Source organism: Paenibacillus auburnensis (genome assembly GCF_927798115.1).
Taxonomy (GTDB): domain Bacteria; phylum Bacillota; class Bacilli; order Paenibacillales; family Paenibacillaceae; genus Paenibacillus_AQ; species Paenibacillus_AQ auburnensis.
Genome location: NZ_CAKMMG010000007.1, coordinates 38,902 through 64,169 on the forward strand (window position 1 = coordinate 38,902; position 25,268 = coordinate 64,169).

20 protein-coding genes are annotated in these 25,268 nt (G+C 52.9%); 15 read left to right on the forward strand and 5 right to left on the reverse strand.

Translation table 11 applies throughout. From position 1 onward, the window contains the following. Positions 1 to 50 precede the first annotated feature (50 nt). The 6 genes from L6H70_RS20470 to L6H70_RS20495 all read left to right on the forward strand — a co-directional run bounded on the left by L6H70_RS20470 (position 51) and on the right by L6H70_RS20495 (position 11,262). Complete coding sequence (locus L6H70_RS20470) at positions 51 to 5,210, forward strand: S-layer homology domain-containing protein (protein WP_236335955.1); 5,160 nt, start codon at positions 51 to 53, stop codon at positions 5,208 to 5,210. 137 nt (positions 5,211 to 5,347) lie between these two features. Then, positions 5,348 to 6,211, forward strand: coding sequence for a DUF4430 domain-containing protein (locus L6H70_RS20475; RefSeq protein ID WP_236335956.1), 864 nt, complete (start codon positions 5,348 to 5,350; stop codon positions 6,209 to 6,211). Then, positions 6,208 to 7,152, forward strand: coding sequence for an energy-coupling factor transporter transmembrane component T (locus L6H70_RS20480; RefSeq protein WP_236335957.1), 945 nt, complete (start codon positions 6,208 to 6,210; stop codon positions 7,150 to 7,152). The genes L6H70_RS20475 and L6H70_RS20480 overlap by 4 nt, the downstream gene beginning before the upstream one ends. After that, positions 7,068 to 8,753: an ABC transporter ATP-binding protein gene (locus L6H70_RS20485; protein ID WP_236335958.1), complete on the forward strand. Its 1,686-nt coding sequence runs from the start codon at positions 7,068 to 7,070 to the stop codon at positions 8,751 to 8,753. The genes L6H70_RS20480 and L6H70_RS20485 overlap by 85 nt, the downstream gene beginning before the upstream one ends. Further along, positions 8,726 to 9,412, forward strand: a complete 687-nt coding sequence (locus tag L6H70_RS20490; protein ID WP_236335959.1) for an ECF transporter S component — start codon at positions 8,726 to 8,728, stop codon at positions 9,410 to 9,412. Before L6H70_RS20485 ends, L6H70_RS20490 begins: the two co-directional genes overlap by 28 nt. 140 nt (positions 9,413 to 9,552) lie before the next feature. Next, positions 9,553 to 11,262, forward strand: a complete 1,710-nt coding sequence (locus L6H70_RS20495) for a methyl-accepting chemotaxis protein (protein WP_236335960.1) — start codon at positions 9,553 to 9,555, stop codon at positions 11,260 to 11,262. A 70-nt stretch (positions 11,263 to 11,332) separates the two neighbouring features. On the opposite strand, the gene L6H70_RS20500 is transcribed toward L6H70_RS20495, so the two are convergent. From L6H70_RS20500 to qoxA, 5 genes are all read right to left on the reverse strand, one after another. Further along, positions 11,333 to 12,922 carry a stalk domain-containing protein gene (locus L6H70_RS20500; protein WP_236335962.1) on the reverse strand — a complete coding sequence of 530 codons (1,590 nt, stop codon included), beginning with the start codon at positions 12,920 to 12,922 and terminating at the stop codon, positions 11,333 to 11,335. Between the two features lie 243 nt (positions 12,923 to 13,165). Continuing rightward, positions 13,166 to 13,459: a cytochrome aa3 quinol oxidase subunit IV gene (gene qoxD / locus L6H70_RS20505; RefSeq protein ID WP_054938939.1), complete on the reverse strand. Its 294-nt coding sequence runs from the start codon at positions 13,457 to 13,459 to the stop codon at positions 13,166 to 13,168. Position 13,460: 1 nt separating this feature from the next. Next, positions 13,461 to 14,057 (reverse strand): cytochrome aa3 quinol oxidase subunit III, encoded by a 597-nt coding sequence (qoxC, locus tag L6H70_RS20510; RefSeq protein ID WP_236335964.1) that lies wholly within the window; start codon positions 14,055 to 14,057, stop codon positions 13,461 to 13,463. Then, positions 14,054 to 15,997: a cytochrome aa3 quinol oxidase subunit I gene (gene qoxB / locus L6H70_RS20515; RefSeq protein WP_236335966.1), complete on the reverse strand. Its 1,944-nt coding sequence runs from the start codon at positions 15,995 to 15,997 to the stop codon at positions 14,054 to 14,056. Before qoxB ends, qoxC begins: the two co-directional genes overlap by 4 nt. Positions 15,998 to 16,033: 36 nt before the next feature. Further along, entirely contained in the window at positions 16,034 to 17,041 is a 1,008-nt protein-coding gene (gene qoxA / locus L6H70_RS20520) for a cytochrome aa3 quinol oxidase subunit II (RefSeq protein WP_236335967.1), read from the reverse strand. 521 nt (positions 17,042 to 17,562) lie between these two features. Here qoxA and L6H70_RS20525 point away from each other — a divergent pair. The 9 genes from L6H70_RS20525 (at position 17,563) to L6H70_RS20560 (ending at position 25,228) form a co-directional block, all read left to right on the forward strand. After that, the gene (locus L6H70_RS20525) at positions 17,563 to 18,693 is read left to right on the forward strand and encodes a polysaccharide deacetylase family protein (protein ID WP_236335968.1); all 1,131 of its coding nucleotides are present in this window, start codon (positions 17,563 to 17,565) and stop codon (positions 18,691 to 18,693) included. Between the two features lie 118 nt (positions 18,694 to 18,811). Continuing rightward, entirely contained in the window at positions 18,812 to 19,936 is a 1,125-nt protein-coding gene (gene aguA / locus L6H70_RS20530) for an agmatine deiminase (RefSeq protein WP_236335969.1), read from the forward strand. Between the two features lie 143 nt (positions 19,937 to 20,079). After that, positions 20,080 to 20,466, forward strand: a complete 387-nt coding sequence (locus L6H70_RS20535) for a GntR family transcriptional regulator (protein WP_236335970.1) — start codon at positions 20,080 to 20,082, stop codon at positions 20,464 to 20,466. Next, positions 20,459 to 21,361 carry an ABC transporter ATP-binding protein gene (locus L6H70_RS20540; RefSeq protein WP_236335971.1) on the forward strand — a complete coding sequence of 301 codons (903 nt, stop codon included), beginning with the start codon at positions 20,459 to 20,461 and terminating at the stop codon, positions 21,359 to 21,361. The genes L6H70_RS20535 and L6H70_RS20540 overlap by 8 nt, the downstream gene beginning before the upstream one ends. Then, on the forward strand, positions 21,336 to 23,342 hold the full coding sequence (locus tag L6H70_RS20545; protein WP_236335972.1) for a DUF6449 domain-containing protein: 2,007 nt from the start codon (positions 21,336 to 21,338) through the stop codon (positions 23,340 to 23,342). Before L6H70_RS20540 ends, L6H70_RS20545 begins: the two co-directional genes overlap by 26 nt. 121 nt (positions 23,343 to 23,463) lie before the next feature. Continuing rightward, entirely contained in the window at positions 23,464 to 23,595 is a 132-nt protein-coding gene (locus L6H70_RS28730) for a hypothetical protein (protein WP_279306778.1), read from the forward strand. 112 nt (positions 23,596 to 23,707) lie between these two features. Next, on the forward strand, positions 23,708 to 24,535 hold the full coding sequence (locus tag L6H70_RS20550; protein WP_236335973.1) for a nucleotidyltransferase domain-containing protein: 828 nt from the start codon (positions 23,708 to 23,710) through the stop codon (positions 24,533 to 24,535). Continuing rightward, the gene (locus tag L6H70_RS20555) at positions 24,499 to 24,690 is read left to right on the forward strand and encodes an RNA 2'-phosphotransferase family protein (RefSeq protein WP_236335974.1); all 192 of its coding nucleotides are present in this window, start codon (positions 24,499 to 24,501) and stop codon (positions 24,688 to 24,690) included. The genes L6H70_RS20550 and L6H70_RS20555 overlap by 37 nt, the downstream gene beginning before the upstream one ends. 22 nt (positions 24,691 to 24,712) lie before the next feature. Then, positions 24,713 to 25,228: a mismatch-specific DNA-glycosylase gene (locus L6H70_RS20560; RefSeq protein WP_236335975.1), complete on the forward strand. Its 516-nt coding sequence runs from the start codon at positions 24,713 to 24,715 to the stop codon at positions 25,226 to 25,228. The last annotated feature ends 40 nt before the right edge of the window (positions 25,229 to 25,268 follow it).

Genomic DNA, 25,268 nt, shown 5'->3' on the forward strand with positions numbered 1-25,268 from the left:
TGTTGTCTGCTGGACTGCAAGACTATTTTATCTATGGAAAGAGGTTAACGATGAAGAGGATGTTCCCCGTCAAGTTTTTTAGACTAGGCCTGGCTTTATTGCTGGTTATCTCGATTATAGGAGCTGCTATCGTTCCTTCCGGGCAGGCGGCAGTTGCAGCCGAATCCTCCCCGGCTGTACTGGGTACAGATACTGTTACAGATACGGTGTATGCGGCAGCGGGCCAAATTAGCGCGACAGAAGCCACTTACAAGACTGCCGAATATATTTTAGACAGCGGCGTGACGTCTGAATGGCAAGCCATCGGACTTGCCCAGGCTGGCTACAGGGTGCCGGACAGCTATGTCCAGTCCCTGACTCAGCAAGTGCAGACTGCCGGCGGCAGCTACTCCAGCGTCACCGAGTATGCACGTATTGTGCTTGCGGTGAAGGCTGTAGGTGCTGATCCGGCGGATTTTGCCGGCAACGGTTCAACCGCAGGCTACAATCTGCTCGAACGTATCTATAACAATGAGAAAATCAGCGGCCAGACGCTGAACTATCCCGTGTATGCGCTGCTGGCACTGGATTCCGGGAATTACACCCTTCCGGGGAATGCCAAGTGGACCAAGGCGGCGCTCTTAACCGAAATTCTGTCTAAGCAAAATGCAGACGGCGGCTTTGCCCTGAATTCTGGTGCAAGCGAGCCGGATATAACGGCGATGGCCTTAACGGCCCTGTCCGCATACAAAAGCGATCCGGCGGTAGTGACAGCCGGACAAAAAGCGGTAGCCTGGCTCTCGGCAACACAGGACAGTAAAGGCGGCTATGGCGATAACAGCGAAAGCGCCGCCCAGGTCATCATCGGGCTGACCTCTTTTGGGATTGACCCTGCGGGCGCCCAGTTTACCAAAAACGGAGCGGATCTGGTCGGAAGACTGCTGAGCTTCCAAACCTCATCCGGCGGATTCATTCATAACAGTGGCGGCAGCATTAACCCGTTTGCAACCGAGCAGGGACTGCAGGCGCTGGTCGCTTATAACCTGTTCAGCGGCGGCAGCAACGGTAAGCTGTACGACTTTACGAAACCTGCGGCGCAGAATCCACTGGTATATGTTCCGCTTGTCATAGAAGGGCCTCAGGGCACACTGGGCCAGGGAAATGCTTATGCAGCAAACGCGCTCGAAGCGCTGGAGAAAGTGGCGGCCCAGAAGGGGCTGGCGATTAAGAATCCGTCCGGCAGCTATGTTACGGGGATCGGCAATGTATTCGCCGGAACCTACGGCGGCTGGGACGGCTGGATGTATGCTGTGGTCCGCGGCGGACAGTGGCTGAATCCCGATGTAGGGATGAAGGACTTCAAGCTGAAGGACTCGGACCGGGTAATCGTTTATTACGCGGGCAGCGATACACAGCTTGTGGAATCCGTGACCTTATCCAAGGCGCAGCCTGGGGAAGAGGAGCCTTTTACCGTCACGGTTAATCAGATTAAATGGGTCTGGGATAACACAACCTTTACGTCCAGTCCGGTAATCTCAAAGGCAGCCGGGGTAGAGGTCGCGATCGGGGATCAGAAGGCTGTTACGGATAAAGACGGCAAAGCCGAATTCACCACAGGGGTAGCGGCAGGCGATTATACGCTGACTGTTACCGGTTATGTGGCGGGGGCTGCGCCAAAAGTTGCAAAATACACGCAGGCTATAACCGTAATCTCGAAAAATGTATCCGCCTATCTGGCGGTTGAAGGACCGGATAAAACGGTTGCAGAGGGCACGATAAAAGCAGCCAATGTGCTGGCAGCACTGAAGAAGCTGACAGCATCGCAGAGTATTCCGCTGCAAATTACGGATTCTGCCTATGGCAGCTATGTTTCCGGCATTGCCGGAATAGCGAATGGAACCCGTGATGCCTACTGGAATTTTGTTGTTTTGCGCAGCGGGGAATGGATATACCCAAGTGTGGGTATGGGGGATTTTGAACTGCAGGCAGCCGATAAGGTGCTTGTCTACTTTGGCGGAACAACTACGCAGATCGTGGATAAGGTTGAGACTTCTCCGCTGCAACCGAAACCGGGTGAGCCGTTCACCATTAAGGTTACGCAGAAAAAGTGGGTATGGAACAAAACCACTTCTACCAGTGATCCGGTGGTTTCACCTGCGGCAGGTGTACAGGTTACTCTTGCCGGTACAACCTTAACAACGGATAACCAAGGCCAGGCTGTTGTCGAAAAAGGACTGTCCAGCAAAATCTATACAGTGGCTGTTACTGGTTATGTCGGAGGTGCAGCTCCCAAAGTTGTCCGCTACACGCAGTCACTGAAGGTGGCTCCGGGCAATGTTTCGGCCGAACTGTCTATTGAAGGACCGCAGGGTCCACTGGCCGAAGGCACGCTTGATGCCTACAATGCGTTCGATGCGCTGCAGCAGCTCGCTGCTTCCAGCGGCATTCCGCTGCAAAGCACAGAGTCCTCATATGGTATTTTTGTCTGGGGCATAGGCGGAATAGAGAATGGAACTTACAGTCCTGCGGACTATTGGGGCTTCGCAGTTTCTCGCGGCGGGAAATGGATTTATCCGGATGTAGGCTTGAATGATTTTGTACTGCAGCCATCCGACAAGGTGCTTGTCTACTATACAGGAGCCAACACGCAGGTGGTCAATTCACTGGCCGTCTCCACTGCGCAGCCGAAGTCAGGCGAGGCGTTCACCGTTACGGTGGAACAGATAAAATGGGTATGGAATAATGAGACCTATACGTCAGACCCGGTAATCTCCAAGGCAGCGGGTGTACAGGTAAGCGCCGGGGAAGTAACCGTAACAACGAACGCTGAGGGTGTGGCTTCCTTCCAGCAGGGCTTGCCTGCCGGTTCATACACGCTGGCTGTAACCGGGTATGTAGAAGGGAAGACGCCTAATATCGCCCGCTACACACAGCGGCTTACGGTAATCGATCCGCCAACGGCGACCATCTCTGTCATCGGTGACAGTGTAAAGGGAACTATTCTGCCGGGTACCACAGTCATCCTGAATGACGGTGAAACCGCCTATAGTCTGCTGGTCCGCCAGCTTGGAAGCAAGGTGGTCAGCAGCGGTACAGGCAGTGACATCTACATCCGCTCCATCGACGGTCTGGGAGAAGGAGACCGCGGGCCGGAGAGCGGCTGGATGTACTCCGTAAATGGAGAATTTCCAAATTACAGCGCAGCAAGTTATAAGCTAAGTAACGGGGATACAGTGGCTTGGCGTTATACCGTCAAGAATGGAGACTTAGGAGGTAACGTTAGCGGTTCAGGCAGCGCAGGTACAATTACTGGCGTTGATATCACTGCAGACAACACGCTCCCATTGAATCAGGTTGGCCAGACAACAATTGTATCAGGTACTGTCATGACTGCGGCAGAAGCAGCGGCGCTTAAGCAGCAGCTTGCATCTAATCTGGTCTCCCTGAATCAGGATGTGACTCCGGCTGCAGCAGCATCCTTGAAAGACAGCGGCGGTGAAGTAGAGCTGAAGCTGCCTGCCGGAGCCGTGTCCGGTACGGTAAAAATCAATGTGCGGGAGAGCAGCTCAAACCGTCCTGAACTGGTATCGGGATTGTATGATTTCAAGCCTGACGGCACGAAATTCCTGAAACCAGCGAATCTCTTGATCAAGATTCCTGTTACAGCAGCTAATCCGACCAATCTGGCCCTGGCTTGGCTGGACGAGACCACAGGCAGCTGGATACCGGTTCCTGCGTCACTTGACCTCAAGACAGGGATCATTACCGGTCAAGTCAGCCATTTTACAACATATGCGGTAGTGGATCGCAGCAAATTTGAGCCTAAGCAGGACCAACTGAGGAGCGATATTGCAGCTACAGCTGCAAAGGTTGCGGCAGCCGGAGAACTCAGTGACTGGCAGGCGCTTGGCCTGGCCCGTTCCGGCCACACCGTACCGGCCGGTTACCTTAGTGGGGTGAAAGAGCAGCTTGCCGCAAGCCAGGGCGAGTTCCGCAAAGTTACGGATTATGAGCGGCTGGTACTGGCCGTGGCCGCTGCAGGTGGAGATCCGCAGAGCATCGGCGGCGGAGGCTACAATCTGATCGAGAAAATCTACAACAATGACAAAATGGCCAGCCAGGGCAGCAACGGTTTGATTTTTGGCCTGATTGCCCTGGACATCGGTTCCTACAGTGTTCCGGCAGGTGCGCTGTGGACCAAAGAACGGCTTATCCAGTCCATTCTGGGATTGCAAAGTAAAGATGGAGGCTTCCCGCTGACTGCGGGCGGAACCGATGATGTGGATCTGACCGCGATGGCGGTAACCGCACTATCCTCCCATACAGCGCAGACGGCTGTGCAGACTGCGCTGGATAAAGCGGTCACGTGGCTGTCACAGCAGCAGTTAGAGAACGGCGGCTATAAGCTGTCCGGGGTAGAGAACAGCGAGAGCACCGCACAGGTGATTATCGCTCTTAGTGCAGCGGGTGTAGGCCCGGGAGATGCACGCTTCGTCAAAGCGAAGGGCGGACTGCTAAGCCATCTGGCCTCATTCAGACAAGCGGACGGCGGTTATGCCCATGCCGCCGGCCAGCCGGAGAATAGTCTGGCTACCGAGCAGGCACTGCTGGCCCTGACTGCGTATAACCGTTTCCTGACAGGAGACAGCAAACTATTCAGTATCTCGCCTGCGTCTGACAGAAGTATCGTGTTTATAGACGAGGACCGCATTTCCTCCTGGGCGCGGGATGCCGTTTACGCCGCCTATGACCAAGGATTGATGAAGGGCGTCAGTGAAACCCATCTGGTCTTCGCGCCACAGCAGCAGCTTACCCGCGCTGAGTTCGCAGCCCTTCTGCTGAGGCTGATGAATCAGGAACCTTCCGCAGCTGCTGCAGCACCAGTATTCAGCGATGTGAAGCAGGGTGCGTGGTATTATGGAGCAGTGCTGAAGGCGAAGGAACTGGGCATAATCAGCGGTGTAACGGATGCTCTCTTTAATCCGAACGAAGTGGTTACCCGTCAGGATATGGCAGTCATGATCTCCAGAGCCTTCAAGCTGGAGACCGGAGCTGCAGCTCCGGTGCAGGCCGGGGCTTTCACGGACGAGAGCCGGATCAGCAGCTATGCGCTGTCCGCAGTGCGTGCCGTTGTTGAACGGGGGTATATGACAGGCTTTAATGGGGCCTTTGATCCGAAGACAGAAGTGTCGAGAGAAATGGCCGCAGTTGTAGCGGTTAGATTGCCTTAACAAAAGATTACCGCTGTAGGGGCAGATTTGCAGCCCGTTTTAAGATAGAATGATAACAGACATATTGGATAGGGATGGAACGGGGGAGCAGCAGGAAGCCCTCGTTCTTTCCCTTTTTTACGGAGGTGTGAACGTTAATGTTGAAATCAGCCATTCGCAGGTTGTTATATCCTATGCTCATCCTGCTGGCGCTGCTGCTGACAGCCTGCGCCTCAGATCAGCCTGCCGCCGGTACAGACGGCGGCAATGCCAACGCAACGGCTGCGGCACAAGAAGCGCAGCCGGAAGGCACCGCGTCTCCGCAGGCCGGAGACGCTGTGGTCACAGTCCCGCCGTCCGCTCCGGCGGGCCCTAGCGCTTCGCCGTCTCCCTCTGCGGAGACGGCTGCGCCGGCTGGCGCGGCCTCCACTGCCGCGCCAACCGCCGTTCCGGCGCCTGCGGGCAGCAGCCCCGCAGCCGTCGGAACGGCCCCGCGGGCTTCGGCGCCGCCAGAGACAGGCGCCGGCGCAGCCACGGCCGCAGCTGGCGGCAAGCCCGCTGCGGCAAGCCCTTCTGCCGGTGCGAAGCCACCGGCAGCCACCGCGACCGCGCGGCCGGCAGCCACGCCGCAGGCCACGGCAACAGCTTCCGCAGCAGCTAAGCCTGCTGCCGAGGCTGCCACAGCGGTCATCTCCATTACGGGAGATGAGGAGCATGGTGTGATTTTGGCGCCTGCCGCTTATGAAATCAAGGAAGGCGAGACTGCGCTGGAGCTGCTGAAGCGGATTACCCGTTCATCCAAAATCCAGATGGAATATCAGGGCGCCAAGGCTTTCGCCTATGTGGAAGGCATCGATAATCTCTATGAATTCGACCATGGGGCGGAGAGCGGCTGGATGTATAAGGTCAATGGAGCTTTCCCGGATAAAGGTGCGGGAAGCTATACCGTAAACCCCGGCGATACCATCGAGTGGCTGTATACGCTGGATCTCGGCAAGGATCTGGGAGCCAAAGCGCCATGAGCAGCGGCTTCCGCGCCATGCATCCGGCGGTCGCGCTGCTCTATTACGGCGGGCTGATGCTGTTCGCCGCGCTGCTGTTTCATCCGCTGTTCCTCGTAACGGAGATTGCAGGTCTCGCGGGCCTTCTGCTGCTGCAGGGACAGGGAAGGCAGCTGCTGCGCGGGCTGCCCTTCTATCTGCTGATGGCCGGTTCCGTGGCTGTGCTGAACCCTTTGTTCTCCCACAGGGGAGCGCACATCCTGTTCTATTTCTGGGATCAGCCGGTTACGCTGGAGGCTGTGCTGTACGGGCTGATGATGATGCTGGTGCTGCTCACGATTTTTATCATATTCATCTCTTACAATTACACGGTAACGACAGATAAATTTATGTATTTATTCGCTGCGGCTGCACCCAAAACAGCCCTGTTGACGCTGATGGCACTGCGGTTTGTGCCCTTGTTCCAAAGAAGGCTGCGGCAGATTACCCTCATCCAGCGCCTCCGGGGCATAGATGCGGGTCAAGGCAGCTTGCGCAAAAGAATGCAGGACGGCATGACGCTGCTGAAGGTGCTGCTGACCTGGTCGCTGGAGGAAGCGCTCCAGACCGGCGATTCGATGAAGGCGCGCGGCTATGGCATCCGCAAACGCAGTACTTACAGTATCTTTAAGCTGGATCGGCTGGATAAGGGAATCCTTCTGGTGCTTACCGTCAGTGGTCTGATCCCGCTGCTCGGCTGGCTGCAGGGATATGGAATCCTGGAGATTTATCCGCGTATGAAGCCTATGGAGTTCGGCGGGGGCGAAGTGGTGATGTATATAAGCTTCTGCCTGTTCGTGCTGACACCCCTGGGCCTGGAAGGAAAGGAGAAATGGTTATGGAGATCATCACGGCAGAGCGCTTATCCTTCCGTTATCCCGGAGAAGAGCGGGACTCGCTCCATGAGCTCTCATTCACAGTAGAAGAAGGGGAGTTCGTTGTGCTGCTTGGCCCGTCGGGATGTGGAAAAACAACACTGCTACGCCATCTGAAGCGTGAGCTTACCCCGGTGGGTACAGGCAGCGGCATGATCTGTTATAAAGGTCAGCCGCTGGCGGAGCTGCCGGCGGAGAAGGCAGCCGGGGATATCGGGATGGTCTTTCAGAACCCGGATGCGCAGATTGTAATGGATACGGTCTGGCATGAACTGGCCTTCGCCATGGAGAACCTGGGCTATCCGCCTTCTGTCATGCGGAGCAGACTGGCAGAGATGGCCGGGCTGTTCGGTCTGGAACCGCTGCTATACAAATCGGTGCATGAGCTCTCCGGAGGCCAGAAGCAGCTGCTTAATCTGGCCTCCGTGCTGCTGCTTCAACCGAAGCTGCTGCTGCTGGATGAGCCGACCTCACAGCTGGACCCTGTCGCGGCACGCGAGTTCATCCAGACTCTTCACCGACTGAATGAGGAAATGTCGATGACCATCATTATTAGTGAGCACCGCCTGGAGGAGGTACTGCCGCTGGCAGACCGTGTCCTGCTGCTGGAAGACGGTGTGCTACAGGCTTCGGGCAGTCCCCGCGAGTTCGTGCGGGGAGCCGGTGACGTGCGGCAAGCTGCGCGCCGGGCCTACTTGCCGACTGCATCACGGCTGTTCCTTGCCTTGTCACCGGAGGAGGAGCTGCCGCTGGAAGCCATTCCGCTGACGGTCCGCGAAGGCAAACGCTGGCTGCAGGCCTATGCGGCCAGCGGACAGGAGGTGCCTGCCGCCGGTAACCTGCAGCATGCCGCAGCAGTAGGCCAAGCAAATTCCTCTGTACCGGCTGCACCGCTGCTTGGCGCCAGGGAAGTCACCTTCCGCTATGAGAAGGATGGGCCGGAGGTGCTGCGCAAGCTGAACCTGTCACTGTATCAAGGCGAGCTGCTGGCGATCCTGGGCGGCAACGGTGCAGGCAAGTCCACCCTGCTGCAGGTACTGAGCGGTCTGGCCAAGCCGCAGCGCGGCAAGGTAGACCTCGCTAAAGGGATAACTACCGGATACCTGGCCCAGAATCCGCTGCTGTATTTCAGCTTCGACACCGTTATAGAGGAGCTGAGGCATATGGCCTCCGTTGCCGGTTTACACAGCGAAACGGCACAACCGGAGATTGACCGTCTGCTGGAGGTGTTTCAGCTTCAGCAGGTGCTGGAGAGCCATCCGCATGATCTTAGCGGCGGCCAGCAGCAGAAGCTGGCGCTGGCGATGATTATGCTGCTGAAGCCGGCGGTGCTGCTGCTGGACGAGCCGACCAAGGGGTTGGACCCTGAGGCCAAGTCCCGGTTTGCGGGCTTGCTCGGGCAGCTGCTGGACCAGGGGATCAGTATTGGGATCGTGACCCATGATGTAGAGTTTGCCGCACGGTACGCATCCCGCTGCGCACTGCTGTTTGACGGGAGCATTACCGCAGAGGGAAGGCCGTCAGAGTTTTTCAGCAGCAATTATTTCTATACTACGGCGGTAAACCGCATGGTCCGGGATATCCTTCCGCAGGCATTGACCATAGAGGATGTGATGGCCGCTTGGCACGTTTCCGCATTCCGCTTATAATTGCCATAGTCCTTTTTATCTCCGGCCTGGCGCTTACGGCAGCCTTGAAGGACCGTCATTATATGCTGCTCAGCCTTGTGCTGCTTCTCGCTGCGCTGCTGCCGGTTTTTATCCGCCTGGAACGGCGGCCGCTGGAATCCAGAGAGCTGGTGCTGCTCGCCGTGCTGTCGGCTATTGCGGCAGTCAGCCGGATTCCGTTCGCTGCACTGCCCAGTGTGAAGCCTGTGTCAGCGATCGTGATTCTGTCGGCCTATGTGTTTGGAGCAGAAGCAGGCTTCATTATCGGGGCTGTGGCCGCGCTTGTCTCTAATATCTATTTCGGGCAGGGTCCCTGGACACCTTGGCAGATGTTTGCCTGGGGGATGGTTGGCCTTAGTGCAGGCTGGCTACGGAATGCCTGGTGGATGAAGAAACGCAGCGGTATGCTGATCTTCGGCTTTGTGTGGGGGTTCTTATTCGGCTGGATTATGAATATCTGGTATATCATCAGCCTTCCGGACGCGTCCAGCTGGGGACTAGTGGCCGCTGCATATGCCTCCAGCTTTTATTTTGATTTAGCGCATGCGTTGTCCAATGTTTTTTTCCTGGCCATTCTTGCCGGCGGGTGGACCAAAGTACTGGAGCGTTTCCGCAAAAAGTACGGCTTGCTGCAGGAATAGCGGGTTTACATTGTGTAAAGTTGAATTGGCGAAAATTTTAAATAGATTATTCGACAAAATTTTTAATAAAGTATCATTTTTCGACCTTTTTCGCCGATAAATAGAATACAGCAAGTAGGGAAAAGGCGGGAACAAGGACGATGAGAGATCTAAAGGTGAAATACAAAATGGCCGTGCTTGCGGCTGTTGCAGTAATCATGGTGATCGGTATCGGGATGAATGGTATTCTGTTCACTAACAAATTAGCTGACCGGTCACAAGAGACTTACAATCTGAATCTGGTGCCTATTCATTTAGTTACAGAGATACGCGCTAATAACCGGGCCATCGAGTCCTTTCTGCTGGAAGACCTGCTTACGAAAGAGGCGGACAAGAGCCAGACGCTCACTGCCGGGATTCAGGAGAAGATTAAGCAGAATAATGAACTGATGAACCAGCTGAAATCCATCGACTTTAAGAATACTGAAGTCAGAAACAAAATTAATGAATATATGTCTCTCCTGCAGGATTACCGGGCACAGCGCGATAATATTATTCAGCTTGCCGATAAGAACCTCAATGAAGAGGGCTACCAGGTTTTCTCGGGCAGTACGTTTAGCGAGTCCCGAACGAAGATGGTGGGCCTTCTGGACGATGCGTCAGCGCTGCTGTTGGCGGATGCCAAGACGCATAATGAGCTCACGCTAAATAATGCACAGACCTCCTCGACGGTAAGCAGCATACTTATTACCGCAGCCTGGGTATTATGCATTGTAATCAGCATCGTCATCACCCGCTTGATTACGAAGCCGCTCAAAGAATTGCAGGCGCTTATGCGGCGTGCCGAAGAGGGGGATCTGACTGTAACGGCAGCTTACCAGTCGAAGGATGAAATCGGCCAGATCAATACTTCATTCAACAGTATGCTTGATAGCTTGAAGCGAATGATGCAGGGTGTGTCAGAGAGCGCAGAGGTGTTGTCAGCCTCCTCCCAGGAAATGAGTGCAAGTGCTGAGCAGACAGGACGCGCCTCCCGGCTGATTGCTGAGACCTCAAGTGAGATAGCCACAGGCTTCGAAACCCAGGTGAATAGCATTGAACGCACGGCGTTATCTGTGCTGACGATGACGGAGGACATTGCCGCTGTTGAGCATAGAAGTAATGAAATGGCGGACCTTATGGCCGGTGCAGCAGTTTCAACGGATCATGGTGCTGCGGCTGTAGATAGAATTATCGGACAGATGAAAGATATTAATGCCAGTGTATCCGCCACTCAGTCCATTGTCCGCAATTTGGGCAGTTTATCCGCAGAGATCAACACCATTATTACGACCATCAATGAAATTGCTGCCCAGACCAATCTGCTCTCGCTGAATGCGTCGATTGAAGCATCCAGAGCCGGTGAGCATGGCCTTGGTTTTGCCGTGGTTGCCGGTGAGATCCGTAAGCTGGCCGAGGCAACCGGCAGAAGCTCGCTGCAGATTACAGAGATTATTACCGACATTCAGCAGCAGACCGGCAATGCCGTGGAGTCCATGGAACTTGGCTCTGAGCTTGTAGCGCTTGGAGTGGAGCAGAGTGGAGTGGTCTCCGAGGCATTTGCCAAAATTCAGGCTTCCATAAAGGCTGCCGCCTTGCAGACAGAAGGAATCAGGGGTGCGGTCGGGCAAGTCTCACAAGAGTCGCGGGCCGTCTCAGAGGCGATGGAACAGGTAAGTGATATTTCCCGTAAAGGTGTGGAAGAAGTTCAGGATACCAGTGCTGCCAGTGAGGAGCAGCTGTCGGCGATGGAAGAAATGATGGCTTCGGCTCAGTACCTGGCGACATTGGCAGAGGATTTGCAGAAGGAAATGGCGCGGTTCAAGCTCTAACATATCTCAAACCAACAAGACCCTGGGACGAATAGATTCCAGGGTCTTGTTTATTTTAGTGCAGCAAAGATTAGTTAACCGCCGGAGTCAAGAGGCCGCCGTTGGCTAGATAGTAGGTCTGGCCGCCAAGCCAGCTGTTGGCGCTTGCGGAAGCATCATAATAAATGTCGTATCCGTTATCCTTGATATTGGAGAAGTCGGCAACGCTGCTGATCAGCGCGCTTAAGTAGGAGTCGCCAGTGACATTCCAGGTGCTGTTAGCATCCAGGGTAAGCGAAGCAGACTTCGCCGTATTCGCATTGTCAATCGCACCGCTCAGGGAGCTTCCGTTCGATAGAACCACTGCAACGCTGCTGATGCTGTCAGCGGTCACATCACCGGTCAGCGGCTGGGCATTGGCATTCAGGGTCACGCTTGCGCCGTTTGCACCTGTCGTGCCCCATTGATCTGCAGCTGCATTCAATAGGATTCCTGAGGCAGCGGTTAAACCTGCGTTTTTCAAGTTAATCACAGCCTCGGTATTGGTAGCATAGAACAAGGGTCCGGTATAAGCAGCAAGCGAGCCGCCACTCATATTGAAGGTGCTTGTACCGACCTCGGCATCACCCGAGAAGCTCTGATAGAGCATTACGCCGCTCTTTTTAGCTCCCGACAGGTTGGTGTTATTCAAGGTGATGGAATTTTTACCTTCAATGACGGCTGCCTCTGATCCGGTTGCGGTGAGCAAAGCATTGGTAACTGTAATGTTGCCGGTAGAGTAGATCCCCGGGGAGTCGGTGCCGGTTGTATTCATGGTGCCTCCGGTAACATTGACTGTTCCGTTGCCGCGATCTGTAGCGATGCTGGCAGAATGTGTACCTGAGGTAGTGATATTGGTGTTCACTGCATTAACTGTACCGGAATAGGTTGCATCCAGTCCCCGTGAAGAATCAGCGGTGGTGTTGATCGTTACGCCGGATACATTGACCGTGGAGCCTACACCCGTTGCAAATACGGCATTTGAACCGGTGGCTGCTGTTGAAATCGTAGAATCATTCAACGTAATGGTGCTGCCTGCCGTTGCCAGGAGTGCTGCGTTCAGTCCGTAAAAGTTGCTGTTGTCCTCGGAGGAAGTATTCCCTGTCTTGTTCAGGGTCACACCGTTTAGGGTCAGGCTGCCGCTGTTCGTTACTTTAACGGCCGAGGCGCCCATCGCTGTGGCGGAAATGGTATCCCCTGTTTTGGATGCTGTACTGCCGCTTAGCAGATAGGTTGCACTGCCGAGGCTGCTGGCATCAACCGTGCTGTCTGTACTGCCTGTACCTGTTGGAGGTGTTCCTTCAGGCGGAGTGCCTGTCTTGCCGTCTGTAGACACGGATTCACCGCTGGAGGTCAGGCTGACCGTCTTCGTGGTCTTGTCATAGCTCGCGCTCAATCCGACGGCTTCGGATATGGCTCTTGCCGGCAGGTAGACAGTGCCGTTATAGATGAAAGGCTCTACCGTTGCACCCGTAGCATCCTTAAGGGCCGTTTCCTGGCCGTTTAGCTTCACGATAATATCATCATAGGTGACGGCGATCTGTTTTTGAATCGTGTCGGCATAAGCGGACATGGACATCGCCAGTGAGGCGGTTACTGCGGCTCCAACGACAAAACCCTTCATCGTACTTTTTTTACTCATTCTCAATCTCATCCTTTACAAGTTGTATTGGCACTGCTATGTAGAACATGTTTCTGTGCTGTGAATGTCTACATTGTAGAACCATAAACTGAAAAGGATCTGAGGCTGCGCTGAATGTTGGTTGAATATGGGCTGAATGTTTGTTGAAAATAAAGACAATTTGCGAAGCAGTACAAAAAAAGCCCGATCCGGCCAATTACCGGAAGCGGGCTTGCTTAATCGAAGAACGTTTATATGCCTGTCTTAGGAATACCAGCCCCATACGAAGATGAAGAGAGTACCGAAGATGGTTACCAGCCCTACGAACAAGGCATAAGCAATGTTGAGATAAAGTTCTTTTTTGGTGTCTGCCGATTCCCCGATGTGCATGAACACAAAGAGCTGCAGGGATGCCTGGATAAGCGCAGTGATGAGCAGAACCGTCATATTAGCCGTTTGGGAGAGGTCTCCATAGATCACAATCAGCGCAGCGGCAGAAAGGACCAGAGAGGCCAGATAACCCATAACATGGCGAATTGGAAACAGTTGCTTTATCATATCACATCAGTCCTTTCAGGTAGACGAAGCTGAAGATGAAGATCCAGACAACGTCTAAGAAATGCCAGAACAGTGAGAAGATAAAGGCTTTATTGGCAGTAGCCGGAGTAATTCCCTGCCGCCACAGCTGGATCATGATCCCTGCGCCCCACAGGAAGCCGAAGCTGACGTGGGCACCGTGGGTTCCGAGCAGTACGAAGAGACTGGACAGGAAACCGCTGGTTTGGAGTGTGGCGCCTTCATGGACATAGGTGAAGAATTCATTGATCTCAATGCCGATAAAGCCAAGACCCATCAGGAGCGTGATGCCCATAAAGAACATCATCGCTTTCTTGTAGCCGTGCCGCATAGCATGAATGGCGAGGCCGATTGTGAACGAGCTTGTAAGCAGCAGGAAGGTTTCGATCAGCACCGGGCCGATTTCAAACAGCTCTTTGCCGCTTGGACCGTTAGCAAAGCGGTTAACCATTACGAAGTATACGGTAAACAGTGTAGCGAAGAGCGGTATTTCAGCCCCGAGAAAAACCCAAAAGCCGAAGATTTTATTACTGTTCTCTTCTGTTGAATATTCCAGCGGCTTGGACGCATCTATTTTCATACAGTCTCACCCCGCAATTTCTTTTCAGTAGCAATAACTTCTTCAGCCGGTACGTAGAAGCCGTGATCCCGGTCAAAGGACATTGCCGCCAGCATAATGATTACGCCGACTCCGGCAACGATCGCTGGAATCCACATGCTGAATACGAGGAAGAAGCCCAGGAAGAAAAAGATGACACCCAGGATAAACGGCTTCCCGGTATTGTTCGGCAAGTGAATCTTAGTGATTTTATCCTCGAACAGTGGTACATTATCCTGCTTGGCTGCCCAGAAGGCATCGCGGGTTTTTACGTTTGGCACTACAGCGAAGTTGTAAGCCGGAATCGGACTTGGTGTAGCCCATTCCAGGGTACGTCCATCCCAAGGATCGCTTGTTGTATCTCTTGGCATGTAGCGTGTACTCCAGTAAATGTTGTAGACCAGGATGACAAAACCGATTGCGAGACCCACTGCTCCGGCGAATGACAGCATATTCAGCGGACCGAAGCCGCTCTCCTCTGAATAGGTGTACATACGGCGGGTCATTCCCATCAGTCCCAGGAAGAAGAGCGGGAAGAAGGTCACGTTAAAGGAAATAATAATCCACCAGAAAGCATGTTTGCCCAGGCGTTCATTAAGACGGAAGCCGAATACTTTCGGGAACCAGTAATGGAAGCCGGCGATAACCGCAAACACTGCGCCTGGAATCAGAACGTAGTGGAAATGGGCTACCAGGAACATAGTATTGTGATACTGGTAATCCGCACTGGCCATCGCCAGCATAACGCCGGTTACACCACCGATTGTGAAGATCGGAATAAAGGCCAGGGTGTATAGCATCGGTGTCGTGAAGGTGATTCGCCCTTTACGAAGGGTGAACAGCCAGTTGAATATTTTGACCCCGGTTGGTACGGCAATCGCCATCGTAGTGATGGAGAAGAAGCTGTTGACCATAACGCCTTGACCCATGGTGTAGAAATGGTGAGCCCATACCAGGAAGGACAAGAGCGAAATGATGACCATACTGAATACCATTGAGGTATAGCCGTACAGGTTCTTTTTGGAGAAGGTGGCGATAATTTCACTATAAATCCCGAATGCCGGCAATATAACAATGTAAACCTCCGGATGTCCCCATACCCAGAAGAGGTTGGCCCAGAGCATATCCATCCCGCCGTTGGCCATCGTGAAGAATTGCGAGCCGAACAGACGGTCAAACATCATCAGGGCAAGTGCTACGGTCAGCACCGGGAAGGCGAAGACGATAATGACGTTGGTGATCAGCACGGACCAGGTAAACATCGGCATTTTCATCAGCGTCATGCCTGGTGCACGCATTTTGAGAATGGTAACAATGAAGTTAACCCCTGTGATCAGTGTTCCGATACCGGAAATCTGCAGTGCCAGGGAGTAGTAGTTGTTACCAACAGTCGGGCTGAATTCCAGACTCGCCAGCGGGAAGTACGCGGACCAGCCTGCATCCGGTGATCCCCCGATAACGAAGGAAATGTTAAGCAGCATGGCTCCCATGAAGAAAAGCCAGAAGCTGACAGCGTTGAGGCGCGGAAATGCAACGTCTCTTGCGCCGATTTGCAGCGGAATGATTACGTTCATCAGACCGATGATAAAAGGCATGGCCATGAAGAGAATCATAATCAGGCCGTGGGTGGTAAATACCTCGTTATAATGCTGCGCATCGAGGAATTTCATTTCCGGAGCTGCGGTTTGCAGACGCATCATCATTGCGTCCACGCCGCCGCGGAACAGCATCAGAAGTGCCGCGAGAATATACATAACCCCGATTTTCTTGTGATCCACGGTAGTAAGCCATTCGCGCCACAGGTATCCCCATTTCTTAAAATAGGTCAACCCGACGAGAATCCCGATGGTAGCGAGTGCGATACTGACCATGGCTCCGTAAATCAAGGGTTCGCCGTGAACCTTAAATTTGTCTAAATCCATTAGGGTGGCTCCTTTCAGGTTGTTGCTATTGCATCATTAGTTCGTGGTTTCTTCAACAGGCGAACTTGGCAGCGGTTCATCGACTTCCGGATTAGGCACACTGTCAAACTCTGTCTGGCTGGATGGCTCCGGCGAAGGATGGATTTCCTTGTTGTCCTCATGTTCCATACCGCCGTTCTCCATATCCATTTCCGAGCCGTTTCCGCTCATATGCTCGCTATGGTCACCCGGAGGAGGGCTAAACGTCAGATGCGTGGAGGAGTAGGTTTTGCGTCCAAGTACCTCGGCGGCGAGCAGACCTTTAAATTCCTCTTCGGTAAGCGCAGGTGCAGTTTCTTTAACTTCCTTCACCCAATCCTGGTAATCTTTATCGGTCATTACAAGGGTCTCGAATTCCATATGGGCAAAGCCCTTACCGCTGAAGTTCGAGTTCTTTCCGATATAAGAGCCCACAGTATCGGCCGAGAGGTTAAGCTCGGTAAGCATATCGCTCATCGCGTATTTTTGACCGGCAAGCTGGGGAACCCAGAAGCTCGTGATTGTCCCGAAGGAGTACAGTCTGAATTCTACCGCACGGTGAACGGGAATGTTGACGTAGTTAACTGTTTCAATGCCTTCCTCAGGATAGCTGAAATGCCATTTCCAGTTGGAGGACGAAGCATAAATGACCAGGGGATCCTGATCCTTGTACTCAGAGGCGACATTCTCGACTGCATGAGTGGACTTAACCGTCACAACAGACAGAAAGGCTACGATGATGATCGGGATGATAATCCAGATGGCCTCAAGAACCTTGTTGCCCTCCTCATGTTCAGGAATGTATCCTTCATTGCTCTTCTTTGCCCGATATTTCACCAGGACGAAGATGTATAAGATGTAGACAACTGCTAGGACACCGGCCATCACCAGAATGGAGAGGATGATCGTGTCAGATAAAGTTCGGGCAGCCGGCCCCTTCGGGTTCAGTACGGAAAGTGAACTGCATCCCGGCAGAATGAAGAGCAGGCTCAGAAACAAAGCGTATAACGGTCCCTTTTTTTTCATATAGAACTCCTTCCTTCAATACTTCTTTTCATTAGCCGTTCGATGGCTGGTAAAGCTTAACCTGTATCTATAGTAAGAATTACTTACCCTAATTGCAAAATACATATTTTAACATAATATCTATTATCGACCTTAATAATGGCGATAAAGTTAAATATCTGTGATCAATTTGTTACAAGTGCGGTTAGGTATGACAAAGATCACTGTAGCAACGGGCTTTAAGCTGATTTTAAGGTAGTTCAAAATTTGTTCAAACATTCACAAATGTTGCTAATTTCGTCACAATTATAATGTGTAAAAAGGATGCCGTTTAACCGCTTTTTTTGTTGATACGACAGCATTCGACGAAATATAAGGAATCACTGCCTTTTTGTATAAGAAGGGTTTGCTATGTCTTATGTCACAGCCCGAAAAAGTAACAATAATTTATGGATTGGGTTACAATCTCTCAAATTACGTTATATCTATGTATGGTAGAGTTAGAGGTAAATATACATAGATTGGAGATTCGGCTTGTGCATATGAAAAAAGTAGTGGCTTTATTGATGTCTTTATTCTTATGTTTTGGGATTCTGCAAACCACAGCTAAGGCTGCGGGGGTAGATTCAGTCTTGAAGCTGGGTGTCAACGATACCTTGACTGAAATCGAAGCTGTATCCGTCAAGGATACCTATTATGTTCCGCTCCGTGAGCTATCAGCAGAACTGAAGTGGACCATCACCGGTCTGCAGGAAGGAATTGCAGTTGCGGCCGGAGATCATTCGGTACGGCTGCTTAACAATGACGGAGGACTTCAGCTTCCGGACGGAACCGTTGCTGCGATGAGCACCTTCCTGAAGGACGGCAAGCTGATGGTGCCTCTGCGGATCAGCACCTACCTCGGGTATAGCTTAACCTTTCAGCCGGATAAATATTTACTTCGGGTACGGGATGCCGGGGCGCTGCTGAGCGATGAGGACTTCATTGTTCAATATAAAGACAAGCTGAAACCGCAGGCCGCCAGCGGAACTGCATCTGCGGGAACGTCAGTGGCCAAGGGACGGACCCTGTATCTTACGTTTGATGACGGACCGTCGGCCACGACCTCTGAGCTGCTGGGTATACTGGATAAATATGATGCGAAGGCGACCTTCTTTATGCTGGGGATCAACATGAACCGTTATCCTTCCCAGGTAAAACAGATTGTGAAGGCAGGCTACGGGCTTGGACTGCACGGAATGACTCACCGCAAGGAGAAATTCTATGCATCTCCGGCCGCTGCACTGGCAGAGATGGCGGGAGATAATGCGGTGCTGAAGAAAATCAGCGGAGCGGAAACGTCACTGATCCGGCCGCCATACGGAAGCAAACCCTATTTCACTCAAGCCTTCAGGGACAAGGTATTGACCCAGGGCTATCATTTATGGGACTGGAATGTCGACTCGGAGGACTGGAGGTACAAAGAAGACAGCGGCAAAATCTATGCTTCCGTCATGAGCCAGGTGCACAAACTGCAGAAATCGCAGACGAATCCGGTCATATTGATGCATGACCAGAAGGCGACGCTTAAAGTGCTGCCGCGCCTTTTGGAGACCTTCAAGAAGGAAGGATACAGCTTTGCGATTATCACGAAGGATATTAAACCGCTGAATTTCTGGAAGGATGAGCGTTGAGCGGGAGAAGACTGTGCTTGAGGCAGAAAGCTCAGCTATTTGAGCGCATACACCAGTAGCAGCAGCCTGTTTATCCGCATAGAATTCTATTAGGATTCTATAGCCGGGGTGAATACTGATGCCACACACAATAGGAAGATCGCCGAGAGAAGACGGTTATCGTATGCCGGGTGAATATGAGCCTCATGCCGGCACCTGGATGCTCTGGCCTACCCGCACCGACACCTGGAGGCTGGGGGCTAAGCCGGCACAGGATGCTTTTGTAGCTGTAGCATCGGCAATTGCCGAATTTGAGCCGGTGACGATAGGCGTTGTTTCCGGCCAGTTTGAGCATGTACGCTCACGGATGCCGGAGTCCGTCCGGGTCGTTGAGATTTCTTCCAACGATGCCTGGATGCGGGATATCGGCCCAACCTTTGTAGTGAACCGTGAGGGTGGCGTAAGGGGAATTGACTGGGGTTTTAACGCTTGGGGCGGACTAAACGGAGGGCTGTATTTTCCGTGGGATCAGGACCTGCTGGTGAAACAAAAAGTGCTGGAGATCGAGCGTCTGGACCGCTATGATCTTCAGCATTTTATTTTGGAGGGCGGATCGGTTCATGTGGACGGAGAAGGTACGCTTATCACTACAGAGCAGTGTCTGCTGCACAAAAACCGCAACCCGCAGCTGACGAAGGGGCAAATCGAAGCTGTGCTGCGTGATTCCCTGAATATCGACAAGATTATCTGGCTCCCGCGCGGCATGCTTCATGATGAAACGGATGGGCATATCGACGAGGTTGCAGCGTTCGTAAGACCCGGCGTCGTTGTCATGAGCTGGACGGACAACCGGCGGGATCAGCAGTATGAGGTGCTGAATGAGGCCTATAAACACTTGACCCGGGCAAGGGATGCACAGGGACGCAGGCTTGAAATCCATAAGCTGCACCTCCCGCAGCCCCTGGCAATTACCGGTGAGGAAGCAGGCCGGATTGACCGGGCCAGTCATAGCTACAGCCGCAGAGCGGGAACCCTTTTAGCTGCTACTTATGTGAATTTCTATATCTGCAACGGGGGGGTTATTATACCCGGCTTCGGGGACAGCAATGACGCCGGGGCTTGTGCCATGCTTAGCAGGCTGTTTCCGGAGCGGAATGTCGTGCAGATCAATACAAGGGAAATCGCGCTCGCCGGCGGCAATATTCATTGCATTACCCAGCAGCAGCCCAAAGGGCAGCGGATTAAATATAACCTGGGCCGATAAAAGGCCACCGAAACGAAACGGCTCTCCGGCAGAGGAGGAAGGCCGTTTCTTTATGTTGACAATAGCATTTAACTGTACTAATAATAGTAGTACAGTTAATACACCTAAGAGCACTGCTATGCAATATGGAAAGGAGGATGCTTATGTTCGAATTGGACGTTCGCAGCCGCAAGCCGATTTACGAGCAGCTGACGGGCAAGATCAAAGAGATGATTATGCATGGGATTCTCCGGGCGGATGAACAGCTTCCGTCGGTAAGAACGTTGTCTTCACAGCTCACGGTCAATCCCAATACGATTCAGAAGGCTTACCGGGAGCTGGAGCGTGAAGAGTACATCTATTCCCTGCCGGGCAAAGGAAGCTTCGTGGCTCCGCTGCGGCAGGAACGGAATGAGAGCAAACGGACGGAGCTGCGCGGGGAGCTGCTGCGGCTGATGGCGGAAGCCGTATATCTTGGATTCACCGAAAATGAGATCAGCACATTGTACCGCCAGGTTCTGGAGCAGAGAGAGGGGGAGAAGCATGATTGAGATCCGCGGAGTAAGCAAGATTTTTCAAGGGGAAAAGGCCGTTGACGGCATCTCGCTGACTGTACATAAAGGGGCAATCTACGGATTGCTCGGTTCGAACGGTGCGGGTAAAACGACACTGCTAAAGACACTCGCCGGTATTTACAGGCCCGAGGAGGGAACGGTTACGATCGGAGGCAAGCCGGTGTTTGAGGCGCCGGAAGTGAAGCAGCGGATTATTTTCATGCCGGACAGCCCTTATTTTTTCCCGCAGGCGTCGATCCGGAGCATGGCTGCCTTTTACCGGTCGGTCTATCCTTCATGGAGCGAGGAGCGTTTCAAGGAACTGGCTGCCGTATTTCGGCTGGATCAGGGCCGGAAGCTCAGCAGATTCTCTAAAGGGATGCAGCGGCAGGCTGCTTTTTGGCTTGCATTGAGCTGTGCGCCGGAGGTGTTGATTATGGATGAGCCGATTGACGGGCTTGATCCGGTTATGCGGCGGCAGATCAAGAATCTGCTGTTCCAGGAAGTGGCCGAACGCGGACTGACTGTACTGATCTCCTCGCATAATCTGCGTGAAATAGAGGATTTATGTGATCATGTCGGCATTATGCATGGCGGTAAAATGCTGGTCGAGAAGGATCTGGATGATCTGAAGGCGGACACGCATAAAATTCAAGTGGCTTTCCGTGATGAACGCCACGCCGGCGCACTTACCGCCAAGCTGCAGATTCTCCATCAGGAGCAGCGGGGCAGCGTTAACCTGTATATCGTAAAAGGCGACCGTGAGCGGATCTCCCGGGCTTTTCATGTCTATGAGCCGTATGTGTTTGATCTGCTGCCGCTGACGCTGGAAGAAATCTTTATTTATGAAATGGGGGATGCCGGTTATGACGCGCAGCCGATTCTTCTTTAACAGCAGCGTGATCCGCCAGAATTTGCGCCAGCACGGCTGGATCGGAATTATATATACTCTTGCTCTTCTATTCGCACTGCCGTTGCAGATGTTCATGAACGGTGACCCGAATGCCAAGCCGCAGACTGTACAGAATCTGTTCTTCGTCGGCGGAGAGATTCAGATGTTGTTCGCCGTTACGGTTCCTGTAGCTGCCGGTTTATTCCTATTCCGTTATCTCCAGGCCAAAATGCCGTCTGATCTGTGGCACAGCCTGCCGCTGCGCCGGGAGCATCTGCTGGTGTCCCATACGGTGAGCGGTCTGATTCTGCTGATGGTCCCCATCTGGCTAACGGGTGCTATTGCCGCCATGGTGCAGCCGCTGGACAGCAATATGTACATTTATACTGGATCGGATGTCTTGGAATGGTGCCTGACGCTGAGTGTTCTAACGCTGTTCCTGTTTATCTTCAGCATGTTTATCGGCATCTGTACCGGACAAACGGTGCTTCAGGGGGCGGTGATCTACATCCTGCTGCTTCTGCCTGTAGTCTTGCTCCAATTAATCAATGAACATCTGGGGATGTACCTGTACGGTTATCCCAGATGGTTTGGGATAAGAGCGCATATCGAAGTATGGTCGCCTATACTTCATATGGTCTATGTGAATACCAATGCATTCAGCGCCGGTGATCTGTGGATGTATTCGGCCTTGTCTGTCCTGTTGTTTGCGCTGTCTGTCCTGCTGTACCGCAGACGCCACGGGGAAAAGGCTGGCCAGGCGATTGCCTTTACGTATTTCAATCCGCTGTTCAAAGCGGGGGTCATGTTCTGTGCAATGCTGATCTCTGGTACCTATTTCGCCCAGCTTAAGCAGCAGCAGCTTGGCTGGACTATCGCGGGCAACCTGGCCGGGGCGCTGATCGGCTACATTGCGGCGGAGATGATCATCCGCAAAACCTGGCAGATTCTAACCCGCCGGGTACCGCTGGAATTTGCCGGTTATGCGTTGCTGCTGGGTCTGCTGCTGTATATTCCGGTCTCCGGAATCTCCGGCTATGAGAACCGGGTGCCTGCTCTTGAGAAGATTGAAGCTGTTTATGCCGGAAGTGATTATGCGGCTAATGATGCGTATTGGAATACCAACAATCCGAATACCAGCAAGGAGGATCCGTTCACTGAGGACCGGAACTATATCGAGGCGGTACGCAAGCTGCATCTTGCCGTGGCAGCTGCACGGCCGGAGGCTCCGGCGAATTATTCCTATTCGGATTACCGGCAATTCTATCTGTCCTACCGGCTGGAGAACGGGCGGATTGTACAGCGTTCCTACATGATTCCTTCTGCCGGATTTGAACCGGAACTCAAGGCAGTGATGGAGAGCGAGGGATACAAGCGCAAAGCGTATAGGCTGTCCCGGCTTGAGACAGACACTGAGAGTTTCCGCTTAAACAACTATAATAAAGCGCTTAGCCTCTCGGACCCGCAGGAGGTTAAGGAGTTCAAAGAAATCCTGAAACGGGAAATTCTGAATATGACCTACGAAGACCAGAACCTGACACGTGTCCAGCCGTCATATGCTTCGATCCAAACTATGGGTAAGCCGGATGCTACCGGGTATCAGCTCTACTACGCCTACGAATGGCAGTCCTCCTTCCATGAGCTTGGAGCCTGGCTGGAGAAGAAGGGATACGCCGATAAAATCCGCACTAAACCTGGAGATATAGCATCTGCCGAGATTATTCAGGATAACTACAATGACCGGCTTCCTGCTGCTGAGCGACATGACCCTGAGCGCCATCTGGAACTGGCCCGCAGCGAGAAGCGTTCGGCTGTGATCCAAGAGGCAGCGCCAATCGCCGACATCCTGGAGCATCAGCGCTATTATTCTGCGAAGGATGGCGATTACCTGGTGAAGCTGGTCTATAAAGAGGGCAGAACGGACTATATGACGCTGCGTGAACAAGACTTAACGCCAGCGGTCAAAGCCATCCTACCTTAGCTCAGGAATACACTAGCGCAGCCGGTTGCTCCAATGCAGGTTGACAGAAACTGGACTATTGCTTTATGCTTTTGGGAAATGATGACAACAAAACAATAAAACTTATAGGAGGTCAGAACAGATGAATTATATGGAGAAGCATTTCAGCCCGGAGAATACCAATTCCAATCTCCATCTGATTCAATCCGTCCAACTGTCCTCCCTGGTTCATAGCGTAGTCTCAGCAGCAGTATATGTATCGCCGGAACGGTAATTTAGCGTTGCGGCATACGTAGCTGGAAGTCTGCTATAGACGGAGCGGGGCCATGGATGATAGAATCCATGGCCTTTTTGTATTGTTTTGGAGCTGAAGGGAGCGTTGAATGATGTCTGAAATTCATAAAGAGATTGTGCGCCAGCTGCGTTCGATTGAAGCGGAAGAGGATGTGCGTATTCTGTATGCCTGTGAGTCGGGCAGCCGGGCCTGGGGTTTTCCGTCCAAGGACAGCGATTACGATGTCCGGTTCCTGTACTTGCGGCGGCCGGAGGCTTATCTGTCGATCCAGGAGCCGAGAGATGTGATCGAACGGCCGATCAGTGACCTGCTGGACATTAACGGATGGGATTTGAAGAAGGGGCTGACGTTGTTCCACAAATCCAATCCGCCGCTGCTGGAGTGGCTGCAGTCTGATATCCGTTATGAAGAAAATTACACGGTTGCAGAGAGCATCCGCAAGCTTTCGCCGCTGGGCTTCTCGCCTAAGTCATGCATCTATCACTATCTGAACATGGCCCGGGGCAACTATCGTACCTATCTGCAGGGCAGCGAGGTCAAAATCAAAAAATATTTCTATGTGCTCCGTCCGCTGCTGGCCTGTGCCTGGATTGAGAAATACAATGAGGTTCCGCCATTGGAATTTTCCGTACTGGTAGAGGAGTTGATTCCGGCTGGCACCCTCCTGAGAGAGACTGTGAACAACCTGCTGATCCGCAAAATGTCCGGCGATGAATTGAACCTGGAGCCGCGCCTTGAAGTGATAAATACATATCTGGAGCAGCAAATCGCCTATTTTGAAGAGGCGGCTTCCCGGTTTGGTCCGGGGAACGGCGTATCGTATGAAGTGCTGGATGAGCTGTTCCGCGCAGCGCTGGCAGAGGTATGGGGAGAAGGTAGCTTATGGACCGCAGGTGTAAGCCGGCGAAGCGGCAATTAGGGGAGGAAACGGCTGCTACCCATGTGCTTCTTACAGTAGACACGGTTAAGGCTGCGGCTTCCGGTGTAACCTTCTATTATGCGGGCAATGAAGTGTGGCTGGCGGAGCTGGTTCCAGCGGACTGTATAGCTGTGCTGGCAGAGCCGGAAATATAACTAGAAGAGCGGAGGGCTGTTCATGGAGGAAGTGCCGGATCACCTGGATCACGGTCTGCAGATTGTCTTTATCGGCTTCAACCCGAGCATCCGCTCAGGGGAGCTGGGACATCATTATGCGAACCCTCGTAATAACTTCTGGAGGATTCTCCATCAGTCGGGTCTGACGCCGCGCCTGTACGAGGCCTCTGAGGATGGAGAGCTGCTGAAGCTGGGTTATGGCTTTACGAACATTGTTGCCCGTCCGACGGTAGGGGCGGAGGATATCACCCGTGAAGAATATGCTGCGGGGAGGGAACTGCTGAGAACCAAGCTCGCCCTTTACCGGCCGGAGATTGCCTGTTTTGTAGGGAAAGGCGTCTACACTGAATTCAGCCGCAGAACCAAGGCGCAGTGGGGTTTCCAGCAGGAAGCGCCGGTCGTTGACGGTGTACGCGAGTTTGTTGCCCCGTCCTCCAGCGGCCTGGTCCGTATGCCGATGCAGGAGATCGTGGATATCTACCGCAGATTATACGACTTTACCCATGAGGGTATTTGAATGAAGCAACGGATTCATAGCAAAAAAACCACCCTTACCA

What these genes read in the sequence shown, in the direction of transcription:
- L6H70_RS20470 (WP_236335955.1), top strand. Translation starts at nt 51, where the DNA reads ATGAAGAGGATGTTCCCCGTCAAGTTTTTTAGACTAGGCCTGGCTTTA.
- L6H70_RS20475 (WP_236335956.1), top strand. Translation starts at nt 5,348, where the DNA reads ATGTTGAAATCAGCCATTCGCAGGTTGTTATATCCTATGCTCATCCTG.
- L6H70_RS20480 (WP_236335957.1), top strand. Translation starts at nt 6,208, where the DNA reads ATGAGCAGCGGCTTCCGCGCCATGCATCCGGCGGTCGCGCTGCTCTAT.
- L6H70_RS20485 (WP_236335958.1), top strand. Translation starts at nt 7,068, where the DNA reads ATGGAGATCATCACGGCAGAGCGCTTATCCTTCCGTTATCCCGGAGAA.
- L6H70_RS20495 (WP_236335960.1), top strand. Translation starts at nt 9,553, where the DNA reads ATGAGAGATCTAAAGGTGAAATACAAAATGGCCGTGCTTGCGGCTGTT.
- L6H70_RS20500 (WP_236335962.1), bottom strand. Translation starts at nt 12,922, where the DNA reads ATGAGTAAAAAAAGTACGATGAAGGGTTTTGTCGTTGGAGCCGCAGTA.
- qoxD (WP_054938939.1), bottom strand. Translation starts at nt 13,459, where the DNA reads ATGATAAAGCAACTGTTTCCAATTCGCCATGTTATGGGTTATCTGGCC.
- qoxC (WP_236335964.1), bottom strand. Translation starts at nt 14,057, where the DNA reads ATGAAAATAGATGCGTCCAAGCCGCTGGAATATTCAACAGAAGAGAAC.
- qoxB (WP_236335966.1), bottom strand. Translation starts at nt 15,997, where the DNA reads ATGGATTTAGACAAATTTAAGGTTCACGGCGAACCCTTGATTTACGGA.
- qoxA (WP_236335967.1), bottom strand. Translation starts at nt 17,041, where the DNA reads ATGAAAAAAAAGGGACCGTTATACGCTTTGTTTCTGAGCCTGCTCTTC.
- L6H70_RS20525 (WP_236335968.1), top strand. Translation starts at nt 17,563, where the DNA reads ATGAAAAAAGTAGTGGCTTTATTGATGTCTTTATTCTTATGTTTTGGG.
- aguA (WP_236335969.1), top strand. Translation starts at nt 18,812, where the DNA reads ATGCCACACACAATAGGAAGATCGCCGAGAGAAGACGGTTATCGTATG.
- L6H70_RS20535 (WP_236335970.1), top strand. Translation starts at nt 20,080, where the DNA reads ATGTTCGAATTGGACGTTCGCAGCCGCAAGCCGATTTACGAGCAGCTG.
- L6H70_RS20540 (WP_236335971.1), top strand. Translation starts at nt 20,459, where the DNA reads ATGATTGAGATCCGCGGAGTAAGCAAGATTTTTCAAGGGGAAAAGGCC.
- L6H70_RS20545 (WP_236335972.1), top strand. Translation starts at nt 21,336, where the DNA reads ATGACGCGCAGCCGATTCTTCTTTAACAGCAGCGTGATCCGCCAGAAT.
- L6H70_RS28730 (WP_279306778.1), top strand. Translation starts at nt 23,464, where the DNA reads ATGAATTATATGGAGAAGCATTTCAGCCCGGAGAATACCAATTCCAAT.
- L6H70_RS20550 (WP_236335973.1), top strand. Translation starts at nt 23,708, where the DNA reads ATGTCTGAAATTCATAAAGAGATTGTGCGCCAGCTGCGTTCGATTGAA.
- L6H70_RS20555 (WP_236335974.1), top strand. Translation starts at nt 24,499, where the DNA reads ATGGACCGCAGGTGTAAGCCGGCGAAGCGGCAATTAGGGGAGGAAACG.
- L6H70_RS20560 (WP_236335975.1), top strand. Translation starts at nt 24,713, where the DNA reads ATGGAGGAAGTGCCGGATCACCTGGATCACGGTCTGCAGATTGTCTTT.